The organism is uncultured Cedecea sp., from assembly GCF_947498825.1.
Lineage (GTDB): Bacteria > Pseudomonadota > Gammaproteobacteria > Enterobacterales > Enterobacteriaceae > JGM124.
Window position 1 is genome coordinate 16,767 of the sequence record NZ_CANMLV010000004.1, and the last position, 14,806, is coordinate 31,572.

The window sequence follows — 14,806 nt, forward strand, 5'->3', positions numbered from 1 at the left end:
ACCTGCTCTCCTTCAGAGCCGACGTAATTGTTGCCCGCCCCCTAACTGAATTTTAACTGTCTATGTGGCGCCGACTTATTTATCATCCAGAAGTGAATTATGCATTACGCCAGACTCTGGTGCTCAGCCTTCCCGTTATTGTGGGTTTACTGGTTGATAACCTGATATACGGTCTGATGTTTGCCTTAGTTCCTGCCTGTTGCAACCTTGCTGGGTTAGATACGCCCCACAGACATTTCTTCAAGCGCCTCATTATGGGTGCCAGCCTGTTTGCCTGCTGTAGTCTGGTCATGCAGTTACTGTTGGCTTATAGCAGTATTCCTCTACCGGTTATCTTGGCTCTGATGGCGCTGTCATTAGGTATTTGCGCTGAAGTCGGTCCGCTCACTGCCCGTCTGCTTCCTGCCTCGCTGGTAGTGGCTATTTTTACCTTGGCGATGGCCGGCAATATGCCAATATGGAAGCCTATCGCTTTGTATATCACCGGAACTATCTGGTATGGATTTTTTAACTGGTTCTGGTTTCGGTTATGGCGTGAACAACCGTTACGGGAATCATTGAGCCAACTCTATCGGCTTCTGGCCGACTACTGCGAAGCCAAATACAGTTCACTGGATAAACACACAGACCCAAAAGTTTCACTGCCGCCCCTGCTGATCCGTCAGCAAAAAACGGTGGATATGATAACCCAGTGTTATCAGCAACTACACATGCTGTCAGGCAATAAGCGACAAGAGTACAAGCGCCTGCTGCGAATATTCCAGGTAGCAATTGATATACAAGAGCATGTCTCCGTCAGCTTGTACCAGCCTGAAGAAGTACAAAGACTGATCGATCAGAGTAACGCTGATGCAGTGCTCCGCTGGAATGCTCAAACTATTGCCAGCAGATTACGGATACTGGCCGATGATATTCTTTACCATCATAATCCCGACCGTTTTAATATGGATAAGCAAATTACTGCGCTCGGGAAAATTGCCCGTCAGCATCCGGATAACTCCGCAGCTCATTTTTGTTATTCTCATCTCCGTCGCATCGCGCGCGCGCTACGCACGCAAAGACCCCTGTATATCCGCGATTTGATGGGGCGTGAACCTCGGCGTTTAACGGTTTTACAGACAATCAAAAGCTATTGCTCATTAAAATCTGCGGCCCTGCGCAATGCAGCCAGACTGGGCGCTATGCTCATCGTAGCCAGTTTGCTGGGAGCCTATTTACATCTGCCCAAATCTTACTGGATTTTAATGACAGTGATATTTGTCACCCAAAATGGCTACGGGGCAACCCGGGTACGCATTGTAAACCGAGCCGCTGGTACTATCGCCGGATTATGTATTGCCGGGGGAGCATTACACTTTAATATCGCCAGCAGTTATACCTTGGTTACTATGCTGTGTATTACCTTGATCAGCTATCTGTATATTCGTAAGAGTTATGGCTGGGCGACTATTGGTTTTACTGTAACAGCGGTCTATACCTTGCAGCTAATTACCCTGAATGCCGAACAATTTATCATTCCTCGCTTAATCGATACCCTGCTCGGCTGTATGATAGCCTTCGGCGGCCTGATCTGGCTGTGGCCACAATGGCAAAGCGGTCTGTTGCGCCAAAACGCACACGATGCCCTGAGTACCTATCAGGAAGCGCTTAAATTGATTCTGGGCCCCGATCCACAACCTACCCCACTCTCTTATCAGAGAATGCGTGTCAATCAGGCGCATAACACCCTGTTCAACTCATTTAACCAGGCAATGCAAGAGCCAGGGTTTAATAACCATTATCTTGCCGATATGCGACTCTGGGTGACGCACAGTCAGTTTGTTGTTGATCATATCAATGCGATGACGGGTCTGACACGGGAAAAAGGGGAGCTATCGGCTGAGCAGAAACAGTATTATTTCCAGCTCTGTGACAATGCGTTGCAGAGTTGTCAGCAGCGACTCGATTATGATGGTACCGAGGATAACGAGAGTGCAGAGGAAAAGGCCCAGCTGGATAGTAATCAAATATCAGAGGCACCACGTACGGCTACTGAGCTACATTTACAACGGATTCTGGGTCATCTGAGTACGATGCACTCAATTTCTTCGGTCGCCTGGAAAGAGCGGCCTCACGGATGGATAGGCCGCCATTTGCAAAACTCACATTAGTTACTGTGCGACAACCTCGGCAACAGCGCGAGCAAAACGATCCATGCCTTCGTCAATATCTGCAGCGTCGATATTCAGTGCAGGAGCAAAACGCATTACATCAGGCCCGGCATTGAGTACCATCACACCAGCTTTTGCCGCGGCGTGTAAGAACTCACGGGCACGTCCTTTATACGCAGACTTTAGCTCAGCACCGATCAGTAATCCCATACCGCGAATATCTTCGAAAATAGCGTATTGAGCATTAATTTTCTGTAAGTGTTCAACAAATTGCTGACGCTTAGCGGTAACGCCTCGAAGCAGCTCAGGGGTATTAATGATATCAAATGCCGCACTGGCGACAGCGCAAGCCAGCGGGTTGCCGCCATAGGTAGAGCCGTGAGTACCCACATGAAAAGCTGAAGCTACCTCATGTGTAGTCAGCATCGCGCTGACCGGGAAACCGCCGCCGAGCGCTTTGGCGCTGGTAAGAATGTCTGGTGTCACACCATAATTCATATAAGCGAACAGCTCTCCCGTACGCCCCATACCCGATTGTACTTCATCGAATACCAGCAAGGCATCATGCTCATCACACAACGTACGCAAACCTTGTAGAAATTCGGGCGTAGCAGCAGTGACGCCGCCTTCGCCTTGAATAGGCTCAACGACTATCGCGCAGGTATGGTCATCCATTACGGCTTTAACAGCCGCAAGATCGTTATAAGGTACATGGACAATATCAGCAGGTTTTGGACCAAAGCCATCAGAGTATTTAGCCTGTCCGCCTACCGAAACGGTAAACAGGGAACGACCATGAAAAGCATTATAAAAGGCAATAATCTTGCTTTTAAACGGGCTATGGCGGGTAGAAGCATAATAGCGGGCCAGCTTAAATGCGGTTTCATTTGCTTCAGTGCCCGAGTTGAGAAATACCACTTTCTCAGCAAAAGTGGCCTCAGTCAGCTTGCGAGCCAGCTTTAATGCCGGCTCATTAGTAAAGACATTACTGGTATGCCACAGTGTTTCACCCTGGGCTTTCAGTGCCTCCACGAGGACAGGATGGCAATGGCCCAACGCAGTAACTGCAATCCCGCCTGCAAAATCAACATACTCTTTATTCTGCTGATCCCAGACTCGACTTCCTTTACCCTTTACCGGAATAAATTCCGCCGGTGCATAAATTGGCAGTATAACTTCGTCAAATGTAGCCCGGGTTACTGCTGGTTGTTCAGTTGCCATTTCATTATCCATCCATTTACACACTGATTGAAATTGAAAATATAGTCATAAAATATGAATAAAAAATCAAATTAAGGCAAGCAAGAATTTAGCTGGCAAGGAAATTAGCCAGCAAATCATGCCCTTGTTCGCTCAGAATGCTCTCCGGATGAAACTGTACCCCTTCGACAGCCAAGGAACGATGCCGGATCCCCATAATTTCACGCTGCTCCGTCCAGGCGGTTACCTCAAACTCATCAGGTAATGTATCCGGATCGATCAACAAAGAATGATAGCGCGTTACCGTCAGAGGATCCTTTAGCCCCCGAAAAATCCCCTGTCCGTTATGCATGATATTTGATGTTTTACCGTGCATAACCTGAGCAGCACGCACAATGGTTGCACCAAATGCCTGTGCTATCGCCTGGTGCCCCAGACAAACTCCTAACAGCGGGATTTTTCCTGAAAATTGACGGATAGCAGCCAGCGAAATACCCGCCTCATTGGGCGTACATGGACCTGGAGAAATAACCAGCCTCTGTGGGGCGAGCTGTGCTATTTCTGCCAGTGTTATCTCGTCATTACGCTTAACGACAACATCAGCCCCTAATTCGCAGAAATACTGATAGAGGTTCCAGGTGAATGAATCGTAGTTATCAATAAGCAGTAACATGTCAGCTCCGATGCGAAAAAGAACCGCGCTATTCTATGCGTTTTTCGAGATAGCGTCATGGTTCCTCATCGACTCTGACCGGCCTGTCAGGCTATCAGGAATACTTTTCAACCAGGGCATATAATATAGCTGCCGTTTCGATATCGATTTTGCCGCTGTAGTCAGCGGGTCGAAAATGAAGCTGAAAAGCACGTACCAGCTCTTTCAAACCATTCGGACGTGTAGTTCCTGCTACGTCGTAACCATAGGTTTTTAGTTTGCCTGTAATCTCAGCTATTGATGGCATAGCCTGGCTAAACTGTGTCGCATATTTTGCTTTTGTACTTTCATCATACCATGCACCAATGCCGGCCTCAGAAAGCTGCTGCCAGGGAAAGGCGGGGCCAGGATCACTCTTACGCCCGGAAGCAATATCTGAATGTCCGACAACGTTCACTGGGCTGATATCCGGATAACGCTGAATGATATTGGTCGCCAGCTCTTTAACAGCCGAAATTTGCTGAGGATGAAACGGTGGAAAAATAAAATGTCCGTTTCCGTCATCAGTTGCCTGATTGACGATTTCAATACCAATAGAGGTGTCATTGAGGTTTTGGCGTCCACGCCAAAAACTGACCCCGGCATGCCAGGCACGATCTTTTTCATCAACAAGGTTAAAAATCTTTACGTCTTTATTGCCTGTTTCACGGTATGAAGGGTCGCTGGGGTCGGGAACCAGATAATGTGCACTGGCAGGCCCATGTGTTAAGAGATCGACCGATTTTTTGAAGTCTGTTGCGGTGTAATGTATGACGATAAAACGCACCCGTGAATTAAAACTTCTTACAGCACGGTACGAATTGTAATCAATAGACCTCACACTATTGGAGCCCGGTTCAATGTCGCTATGTGACTGCCGGACCTCACTAAGCTGATCCTGAAAGCGTGTCTGCTTTTCCGAATTATTCTTGTAAGTAGTGGGGTACGTACTTTCTGTTACTGGAACGACAGGCGGAACAGCGCCCTTTTCAATCTTTTCTAGCGGCATATGTCGTCACCTCATGGTAAAAACGCTGTGATGCATAAATACAGGCATCAAGATATAGCGTTATACGCATGCAATAACTTTCACTTTTCGCTTATCAGGGATAATAAAATCATAAAAATCAAATAATTAATCTTAACCTGGTAACAATATCCAGGATAAATATTTTTGACAGGGGTAACTGAGGGTGACAGCAAAGTCAGGCTGCACGGCATTCATTTCCGCGCAGCCCGTAGAGATTAAGGCAGAACCTTCGCCGAAATAATGACGACAGGTTTTGATGGTACATTCTGATAAGGGCCTACATCACGGGTAGGAACATGAGAAATTTTTTCTGCTACGTCCATTCCGTTAATGACTTTACCAAAAACGGCATAACCAAAGTCTCTCTGTCCGTGATCGAGAAACGCGTTATCAGCTACGTTGATAAAGAACTGGCTGGTTGCGCTGTCTTTATCCGCGGTACGGGCCATAGAGATGGTACCACGCGTATTACGGAGTCCGTTATCAGCCTCATTTTTAATTGGCGGATTCGGTTGCTTCTGATTCATATCCTCAGTAAAGCCCCCCCCTTGGATCATAAATCCAGGAATAACACGGTGGAATGTGGTGTTGTTGTAAAAACCACTGTTAACGTAATCGATAAAATTTTTTACTGAAACTGGCGCTTTTTGGCTATTTAGCTCAAGCTCAATATTGCCAGCGGAAGTCGTCAGCAAAACGCGTGGATCGCCTTTTGCCGCTAGCGCAGCAGGCGAAAGTGCGGAAAGAGCAAATACAGCTGCAACAGCCGCCAGTGTCGATTTGAGCATGGAAAATTCCTTACGAAGGCAGTGAATGAAGCTAGTTCTATGATTGTAAAGATGAGAAGCTGCGGGTGCCAGCCATTTACGGTTATTTACTTTCACAAAAATCAATAGATTACTGTGAAACTTCGACCAGCCAGAATACCAATATATGCCAGGATCATTGATTAAAAAGATTTTTTTTATAAAAAATCGACATTTTATTTAAAAATATCACATTAGTGACTAGACTTACCTATACCATACGTTGTCAATGCGTTTTACACTTCTATTCTTTTTGGACTCCCTAATGAACAGTATCAGCCGAAATCGTCTGCTCTGGATAAGCTTTTTCTCTTATGCGCTAACCGGTGCGCTAGTTATTGTCACAGGTATGGTCATGGGGGATATCGCAGAGTACTTTAATCTGCCTGTTTCCAGCATGAGTAATACCTTTACCTTCCTGAATACTGGTATCTTGATTGCTATCTTCCTGAATGCGTGGTTGATGGAAATCATCCCACTAAAAACACAGTTACGCTTCGGCTTTTTGCTTATGGTACTGGCGATAGCTGGTCTGGTGTTCGGTCACAGCCTGGCGATTTTCTCGGCTGCGATGTTCGTACTTGGCGTCGTCAGCGGTATCACGATGTCTATCGGTACCTTCCTGATAACCCAAATGTATGAAGGTCGCCAGCGCGGTTCTCGCCTGCTGTTTACCGATTCATTCTTCAGTATGGCAGGGATGATATTCCCAATGGTTGCGGCCTATTTACTGGCACGCAGCATTGACTGGTACTGGGTTTATATCTGTATTGGACTGATTTACGTTGCCATCTTCCTGCTTACTCTGGGCTGTACCTTCCCGGCCTTAGGTAAACACGCAATAGTAGAGAATAAACCCGTCGTCAAAGAAAAATGGGGCATTGGTGTTCTGTTCCTCGCCGTCGCCGCACTGTGCTATATCCTCGGCCAACTTGGTTTTATCTCATGGGTTCCGGAATATGCCAAAACGCTGGGTATGGATATTAACGAAGCCGGGAAGCTAGTGGGTAACTTCTGGCTGTCTTATATGCTGGGCATGTGGGCATTTAGCTTTATTCTGCGCTTCTTCGATTTACAACGTATTTTGATGGTACTGGTTGGCGCGTCAGCGGTGCTGATGTATCTGTTTAACCACGGTGAGCCAAATCATCTGTCATGGTTCATTCTGGCTTTGGGCTTTTTCTCCAGCGCAATTTACACCTCGATTATCACCCTCGGATCGCTACAAACCAAAATTGCTTCACCAAAATTGGTTAACTTTATTCTGACCTGTGGCACCGTTGGTACCATGTTAACCTTCGTGGTCACTGGCCCGATTGTCGCGGGTAACGGTCCTCATGCTGCGCTATTAACTGCAAATGGATTATATGCTGTAACCTTCGTGATGTGCGTACTGATGGCTTTTGTCAGTAAACACCATCAAAATCAGCCTGCAGATAATAAAAAATAATGATCCTCTCCTTTCTCCTGGTTCTGCCGAACCAGGAGAAAGTCTTCACGCTCACGACACCACCTCCGACCGCCACTTGGTATATCATCATCGTTATAACGATTTTCTTAATGTGAGTTTCTGGTAATTTTTTATGACCTTATCAAGATGGCGAATATGAAATGCATATTCGGAATATCGATTAATCATTATTTCCAATCACAGAATAATAGACATATAAATCAGCATCTTGTTCAAAAACACATACTGATTTAACCATAAACAATGTCACTTTTTTTCCCCGTTAACCCTCAGATTTCATCGTAGTATTCATCCGTTCGGATTATTGATATATGCTAGAGAAAAAGTGGTCATTTTTGGCATCTATTGAGGATTTAATGTGGAGCATCTGCCTATATTTTGTCAGTTACGTGGCCGCGCTTGCCTGTTGGTTGGCGGTGGCGCTGTAGCTGAACGCAAAGCACGTTTGTTACTGGATGCAGGTGCGAGCCTTACCGTAAATGCCCGGCAATTCTCTCCCCAGTTTGTGGTCTGGGCTGAACAAGGGGCACTGATACTGGCAGAAGGCGACTTTTTACCTGCCTTACTGGATAACTGCTGGCTGGCCATTGCGGCAACAGATGACGACATCGTTAATCAGCAGGTGAGTGATGCCGCCGATGAGCGCCGTATTTTTTGCAATGTCGTCGATGCGCCAAAACAGGCCAGTTTTATTATGCCTTCTATCATCGATCGTTCACCGCTAATGGTCGCTATTTCGTCGGGGGGAACCTCTCCTGTTCTCGCCCGTTTACTACGTGAAAAACTCGAATCTATTTTGCCATTACATCTCGGCAAAATTGCGGCATATGCCGGCACACTACGCGGGCGGGTGAAAAATACGTTCTCGACTATGGCTGAACGTCGTATGTTCTGGGAAAAATTCTTCACGAATGACAGACTGGCGCAATATCTTGCAAATGAAGATAAACAGGCTGTTGACCAAGAGATAACATCATTATTTTCCGCACCGCTCGATAATCGGGGTGAAGTGGTTCTGGTCGGAGCCGGTCCGGGAGATGCTGGTCTGTTAACACTAAAAGGCCTGCAGCAAATTCAGCAAGCCGATGTCGTGGTTTACGACAGACTGGTTTCTGACGATATTATGAATCTCGTCCGCCGAGACGCAGATCGCGTCTTCGTGGGAAAACGTGCGGGTTTCCACTGTGTCCCTCAGTCAGAGATCAACCAGATCCTGCTTAATGAAGCCCGTAAAGGAAAACGTGTTGTCAGGCTGAAAGGCGGCGATCCGTTTATCTTTGGCCGGGGGGGGGAAGAACTGGAGATACTCTGTAATGAAAATATTCCCTTTTCTGTCGTTCCCGGCATTACGGCTGCTTCTGGCTGCTCGGCTTATTCCGGCATTCCGTTAACGCACCGTGATTATGCCCAGAGTGTACGTCTGGTTACCGGACATTTAAAAAATGGTGATGAGCTGGACTGGGCAAATCTGGCAGCAGAAAAACAGACCCTGGTTTTCTATATGGGATTGGGCCAGGCAGCCTTTATCCAACAACAGTTAATCGCACATGGTATGGAAGCAACGACACCTGTCGCATTGGTAGAAAATGGAACAGCGGTGAATCAACGAGTGGTGGACGGCAAACTTGATCAGTTAGGTGAGCTGGCAAAACAAGTTGAGAGCCCGGCACTGATTATTGTCGGTACTGTCGTTGGCCTGCGCAGCAAGTTAAACTGGTTTTCTAACCATTAGCAGAAACCTGATAAAAATGCCTGCTGCTACACGGGTAACAGCAGGCACAATGGCAATGAAAAATTACAAAGGCTTGGCTACAAAGCCAATCGCTTCATACACTTTAGCCAGCGTTTCACCGGCACGCAGACGGGCTTTTTCAGCCCCCTCTTTCATCACTTGCTGTAAAAATGCTTCGTCATTACGGTAACGATGGTAGCGCTCCTGTAACTCAGTCAGCATGCCTGATACAGCTTCAGCTACTTCACCTTTCAGGTGGCCGTACATCTTACCTTCAAATTCAGTTTCTAACTGGGCGATGGGCTTACCCGTAACAGCAGACAGAATATCCAGGAGATTGGAAACACCAGCTTTATTAGCAACATCGTAACGCACTACAGGTGGTTCTTCAGAGTCAGTCACCGCTCGTTTAATCTTCTTCACTACCGCTTTCGGATCTTCAAGAAGGCCGATAACATTGTTACGGTTATCATCTGATTTCGACATTTTCTTGGTCGGCTCAAGCAATGACATCACGCGTGCGCCAGACTTAGGAATAAAAGGCTCAGGGATCTTGAAAACTTCGCCATAAAGCGCGTTAAAACGGCTGGCAATATCTCGGCTTAACTCAAGATGCTGTTTCTGGTCTTCACCAACCGGAACCTGAGTCGTTTGGTACAGTAGGATATCCGCCGCCATCAGTACCGGATAGTCAAAAAGCCCGGCGTTAATATTTTCAGCATAACGGGAGGATTTGTCTTTAAACTGGGTCATACGGCTTAATTCACCAAAATAGGTGTAGCAGTTAAGCGCCCATCCTAGTTGTGCATGTTCGGGTACGTGAGACTGTACGAAAATGGTGCTTTTTTTAGGGTCTATGCCGCATGCCAGATATAAGGCCAGAGTATCCAGCGTCGCTTTACGCAGCGCTATCGGGTCCTGGCGTACAGTAATGGCATGTTGATCAACAATGCAGTAAATACAGTGGTAATCATCCTGCATGTTCACCCATTGACGCAGCGCACCCATATAGTTACCAATGGTTAATTCACCTGAAGGCTGCGCGCCACTAAAAACGATGGGCTTACTCATGTTCTGATTCCTGATTAGCTTGTGGTTGCCCCAGTAAGGGCAATAAATCACCGAAGCTATCAAAAACAACGTCGGGGTTGCTCAATTCGATAGCTTCGCCATAGTTATAACCGTAAGTCAGGCCTACGCTCAAACATCCTGCGGCTTTCGCCGCCTGGATATCATTACGGGAATCACCGACAAACAGTAACTCTTCCGCACTTAACTTCATGGCACTCATGGTATTAAACAACGCTTCGGGATGCGGTTTCTTCTGTTTAACATCATCCCCACCAATAATGACCTGGAAGTCATGTGCAATGCCAAAACGTTCAAGCAAAGGCATGACAAAAGGTGTGGGCTTATTGGTTACCACACCGAGCATAAGCCCTTGTTCCTTGAGTGATGACAGTGTCGTCACCACTTCAGGAAATAAAAAACTTCCCTCTTCCACGGTCTCAGTATAGAAACGGTCAAATAGTTTCCGTGCCATTGTTAACTGGCCAAGAGAAGGCTGCTCGTCTTTAAGTGCCCATGTCAGTGCTCGTTGGATCAGAATATCAGCGCCATTACCTATCCAGGTGATAACACGCTCTTCACCTGCGGCAGGGAACTCCATGGCATATAATGTCATGTCTACTGCCTGACTGAGCCCCAAAGATGAGTCAATCAAAGTACCATCTAAATCAAAAGCGATACCGCGTATATTTTTAAACTTAGCCATGGCTGACCTTCGATAATTCAGCACGCATATCATCAACCACGGTTTTGTAGTCTGGTTGGCCAAAAATGGCCGATCCGGCAACAAACATGTCCGCTCCGGCTTCAGCAATTGCACGAATATTCTCAGCTTTCACACCACCATCCACTTCCAGACGGATATCATAGCCAGACTCATCAATACGTTTACGCGCCTGACGCAGTTTTTCAAGCGTATGAGGAATAAATGATTGACCACCGAACCCTGGATTAACCGACATCAGTAGAATGACATCGAGTTTATCCATCACGTTATCCAGCCATGAAAGCGAAGTTGCCGGATTGATAACCAAACCAGCCTTACAGCCATGTTCTTTAATCAGCTGTAGTGTACGGTCAACATGCTCGGAGGCTTCAGGATGAAAAGTAATATAGCTGGCACCCGCAGCGGCAAAATCGGGGATAATTCTGTCCACGGGTTTAACCATCAGGTGAACATCAATAGGGGCGGTAATACCGTAGTCACGTAGTGCCTTTAATACCATAGGCCCCATAGTCAGATTCGGTACGTAGTGGTTATCCATGACATCATAATGGACAATATCTCCACCTGCAGCCAGCGCTTTAGCCGTATCCTCACCCAAACGGGCGAAGTCAGCAGAGAGGATTGAGGGGGCAATCAAAAATTGTTTCATCCGCTTCTCCAGTGCAATTCATCTTTCAGTGGCGGACGAAACGGTTCAGGCATCTTTAGAATGATAAAGCGCCAGAAGTTCGTCCACCTTATTACGAGTACTACCGTTTCTGCTGATACTTCGTCTGACTTGCAGCTTATGAAGTTCGGTAGCGTTGTGATACCACTGTCGTGTCAATTCAGTATCGTGATTAGAAATTAAAACAGGTATCTGCTGTTGGCATAATACTTCTGCCATTTCGGCTAAGTGTTGCTGCTGTACAGCGTTAAAGCTGGCGGTGTGATAGGCAGTAAAGTTTGCAGTTGCAGACAAAGGGGCATAGGGAGGATCACAATAGACAACAGATCCCGTGGACACATCCGCCATGCTTAGATTATAAGACTGACAAACAAAGTGGGCCTTTTTTGCATGCTCAGCAAAGAAATAAAGTTCTTCTTCCGGAAAATAGGGTTTTCTGTAACGCCCAAACGGGACATTAAACTCACCACGTAAATTATAGCGACACAGACCATTATAACCATGCCTGTTCAAGTACAAAAACAGTACCGCACGACGGAATTGGTCAGTGCTCTGATTAAATTCAGTTCTTAAGGCGTAGTAAGTCGATTCTTGATTATTCTGCTGACAAAACATTAAGCGTGTTTCGCGAACATACTCCTCCGCACGGAGTTTAACAATCGTGTAGAGTTCAATTAGATCGCTATTAATATCAGCAAGAATATAACGTTGATAATTAGTGTTCAGAAAGACTGAACCTGCCCCCGCGAAGGGTTCAATGAGGCAGTCACCTTCAGGAAGGTGACTTTTAATATCCTCAAGCAGGGGATATTTCCCCCCTGCCCATTTAAGAAAAGCGCGATTCTTTTTCATGCTGCCTTAGTATTACCTTATCCAGCTGTGGAAAGGTTCCGACAGCGACTGCGCTTATTACTACTTAATTTCTGACTGAACCTGCCGAATTGGCTTAGTCCAAGGTTTATTACTCTGAACAGCGGCAGGTAAACTTGATACCGCACGTTCTGCCTCAGCCTTGCTGGCATAGATACCACTGACCATAACATACCACGGCTGACCATTACGCGAGGTTTGATATACGACATAGTTTTGCAAATTCTCTTTCTTCGCCCAGGCATTCAGGTTTGCTGAGTTTGAAGAGGCACTGAGCTGGAGTGTATAGCTGCTGCCAGGTGCATTTTTTATCGCCTGAGTATTGGTTGCTGATACAGCAGGTTTGGTTTGAACCGGTGCGACCGGAGCTTTGGCTACTGGAGGCGTTTTAGTCGGAGTCGCTACAACAGGAGCTGACTCAGTACGTCTAACGGGCGCTGGTTTACTTTCTGTGTGTGTCGCAGCCTGACGCGCAGGAGTCTTTTGCGCTGGCTCAATCACCGCTGTTTTACGCTCAGGGCGAGATTCTGTCACCTTACTTCCCGAAACAGAAGCAACCGTTGCAGGTTCCATTGGTAGAGTTGAACCCGTAACGACATTTTCAATCTGATTCTGTTGTTGCATCAGAGAGTTACCCAAATCACCTTGCAGCTCAATACGCTGCTGACCTTCAGGCTGAGGGATATTCTGAGCCTGAGTGGGTGTCGATGAAATTGGCGGGACAGAAATATCCTGGGACGAAGAAATAGCAGAAGGTGATTCAGATACCGGACTGTTGTTTCCGTCTGCCCCAGATAAATCGATACTTTTTTCAGCACCAGGGGACTGGCTGGCAGTGTCGGAGCTTGTTGATGGTGCTTTCAACGCGGAACCAATACCAAAAATAAGTAACAGTAAAACCAAAACACCGGTTCCGATCATCAGATACTGACGCGTGGCGGGCGCTTTCTGCCTTGCTGCTTTTTTACGTCCACGTGAGGGGCGGGCATCTGCTGCCATTTCCTCATCTGTCTCAAATGCGTCTTCATCATCCTCACGAACACGCTTCGACTTTGATACCCGACGATCGTCCATATCAATATTGATATCATCAACATTAAACTGTGGCTCATTATCAAAGGCATCTTGTTTACGAGAACGCCCAGGCTGACGATCGTCAGGATCAGGGATCAGATCGTCTTCTGGTTTAAACTTATCCATTTACCACCCCACTAACAGGCTTATGCCAGAGTTAGCACATCGCCCAAAATTTAATATCGCACAGGCTATAGCCATTAACCGTGCTGGCAATCAGTAATTGCAGACAGAACAACGTCATGTGGTACACCACCACGAACTTCACTGGCACCAATTGCTAATGGCAGAATCAGACGTAATTCACCCGCCAGAACTTTTTTGTCACGCATCATATGGGGCATATACGCGTCAACTGACATCTCTTTTGGCCCGTTGACTGGCAGACCAGCACGCTGCAACAAGACAATAATACGCTGAACATCGGCTTCGCTGAACTTACCCAAACGCTGCGCGGTACGTGCTGCCATAACCATACCCGCAGATACGGCTTCACCATGCAGCCAATTGCCATAACCCATTTCAGTTTCTATAGCATGACCAAAAGTATGGCCTAAATTCAGTAAAGCGCGAACACCACCTTCACGCTCATCAGCCGCAACGACCTCGGCTTTAAGCTCACAACAACGGCGAATACAGTAAGCGAGGGCCTCGCTATCCAGCTTTAACAGAGCATCGAGATTCTCTTCCAGCCACTGGAAGAATTCGCCGTCCAGAATAATGCCATACTTGATGACTTCAGCCAGGCCAGAAGCAAACTCACGTTCAGGTAGCGTGGAAAGACAGTCGATATCCACAATAACTGATGCTGGCTGATAAAAAGCGCCAATCATATTTTTCCCAAGCGGGTGATTGACAGCGGTTTTTCCACCTACCGAAGAGTCTACTTGTGAAAGTAAGGTAGTAGGAACCTGAATAAACCGCACGCCACGCTGATAACATGCCGCGGCGAAGCCGGTTAAATCTCCAATGACACCACCACCAAGCGCAATCAGTGTCGTGTCACGGCCATGCGGTTTTTTCAGTAAAGCGGTAAAGACGGTATCCATGACAGCAAGGCTCTTAAACTGTTCGCCATCAGGGAGGATAACAGTGTCAACTTTTACGCCTGCCTGTTCCAGAAGGCCGCGTACTTTTTCAAGATATACAGGAGCCAGAGTTTCATTGGTTACAAGCATACTCTGGTCGCCTGCTTTCAACGGCCAAAAGGACGCTGGATCATTAAATAATCCAGCAGCAATCGTAATAGGGTAACTACGTTCCCCAAGAGTGACTGTCAACCTCTCCATCGTGCGGAGCCTACCTTAATAACATTGCCCG

General features: G+C 46.8%; 13 protein-coding genes. 3 read left to right on the forward strand and 10 right to left on the reverse strand.

Annotated elements, in window-relative coordinates; all coding sequences use genetic code 11:
* The first annotated feature begins 62 nt into the window (after window positions 1-62).
* Window positions 63-2,150: a YccS/YhfK family putative transporter gene (locus tag Q1A40_RS06390; protein ID WP_299998617.1), complete on the forward strand. Its 2,088-nt coding sequence runs from the start codon at window positions 63-65 to the stop codon at window positions 2,148-2,150.
* On the opposite strand, the gene Q1A40_RS06395 is transcribed toward Q1A40_RS06390, so the two are convergent.
* The 4 genes from Q1A40_RS06395 to ppiA all read right to left on the reverse strand — a co-directional run bounded on the left by Q1A40_RS06395 (window position 2,151) and on the right by ppiA (window position 5,859).
* Complete coding sequence (locus Q1A40_RS06395) at window positions 2,151-3,371, reverse strand: aspartate aminotransferase family protein (RefSeq protein ID WP_299998618.1); 1,221 nt, start codon at window positions 3,369-3,371, stop codon at window positions 2,151-2,153.
* Window positions 3,372-3,459: 88 nt separating this feature from the next.
* Window positions 3,460-4,023 carry an aminodeoxychorismate synthase component 2 gene (gene pabA, locus Q1A40_RS06400; protein WP_299998619.1) on the reverse strand — a complete coding sequence of 188 codons (564 nt, stop codon included), beginning with the start codon at window positions 4,021-4,023 and terminating at the stop codon, window positions 3,460-3,462.
* A gap of 94 nt (window positions 4,024-4,117) precedes the next feature.
* A complete protein-coding gene (locus tag Q1A40_RS06405; RefSeq protein WP_299998913.1) occupies window positions 4,118-4,882 on the reverse strand; it encodes an N-acetylmuramoyl-L-alanine amidase in 765 nt (254 codons plus the stop codon).
* Between the two features lie 404 nt (window positions 4,883-5,286).
* A complete protein-coding gene (ppiA, locus tag Q1A40_RS06410) occupies window positions 5,287-5,859 on the reverse strand; it encodes a peptidylprolyl isomerase A (RefSeq protein ID WP_299998620.1) in 573 nt (190 codons plus the stop codon).
* Window positions 5,860-6,142: 283 nt separating this feature from the next.
* Between ppiA and tsgA the strand changes: the two genes are divergently transcribed.
* Complete coding sequence (tsgA, locus tag Q1A40_RS06415) at window positions 6,143-7,327, forward strand: MFS transporter TsgA (protein WP_299998621.1); 1,185 nt, start codon at window positions 6,143-6,145, stop codon at window positions 7,325-7,327.
* Between the two features lie 379 nt (window positions 7,328-7,706).
* Complete coding sequence (gene cysG, locus Q1A40_RS06420; protein WP_299998622.1) at window positions 7,707-9,080, forward strand: siroheme synthase CysG; 1,374 nt, start codon at window positions 7,707-7,709, stop codon at window positions 9,078-9,080.
* Between the two features lie 63 nt (window positions 9,081-9,143).
* On the opposite strand, the gene trpS is transcribed toward cysG, so the two are convergent.
* The 6 genes from trpS to aroB form a co-directional block, all read right to left on the reverse strand.
* On the reverse strand, window positions 9,144-10,151 hold the full coding sequence (gene trpS / locus Q1A40_RS06425; protein ID WP_299998623.1) for a tryptophan--tRNA ligase: 1,008 nt from the start codon (window positions 10,149-10,151) through the stop codon (window positions 9,144-9,146).
* A complete protein-coding gene (locus Q1A40_RS06430) occupies window positions 10,144-10,854 on the reverse strand; it encodes a phosphoglycolate phosphatase (protein WP_299998624.1) in 711 nt (236 codons plus the stop codon). The genes trpS and Q1A40_RS06430 overlap by 8 nt, the downstream gene beginning before the upstream one ends.
* Entirely contained in the window at window positions 10,847-11,524 is a 678-nt protein-coding gene (gene rpe, locus Q1A40_RS06435; protein WP_299998625.1) for a ribulose-phosphate 3-epimerase, read from the reverse strand. The genes Q1A40_RS06430 and rpe overlap by 8 nt, the downstream gene beginning before the upstream one ends.
* A gap of 45 nt (window positions 11,525-11,569) precedes the next feature.
* Window positions 11,570-12,394 carry an adenine-specific DNA-methyltransferase gene (gene dam, locus Q1A40_RS06440; RefSeq protein WP_299998626.1) on the reverse strand — a complete coding sequence of 275 codons (825 nt, stop codon included), beginning with the start codon at window positions 12,392-12,394 and terminating at the stop codon, window positions 11,570-11,572.
* A gap of 60 nt (window positions 12,395-12,454) precedes the next feature.
* Window positions 12,455-13,612, reverse strand: a complete 1,158-nt coding sequence (gene damX, locus Q1A40_RS06445; protein ID WP_299998627.1) for a cell division protein DamX — start codon at window positions 13,610-13,612, stop codon at window positions 12,455-12,457.
* 74 nt (window positions 13,613-13,686) lie between these two features.
* Window positions 13,687-14,775: a 3-dehydroquinate synthase gene (gene aroB, locus Q1A40_RS06450; protein ID WP_299998628.1), complete on the reverse strand. Its 1,089-nt coding sequence runs from the start codon at window positions 14,773-14,775 to the stop codon at window positions 13,687-13,689.
* Window positions 14,776-14,806 lie beyond the last annotated feature (31 nt).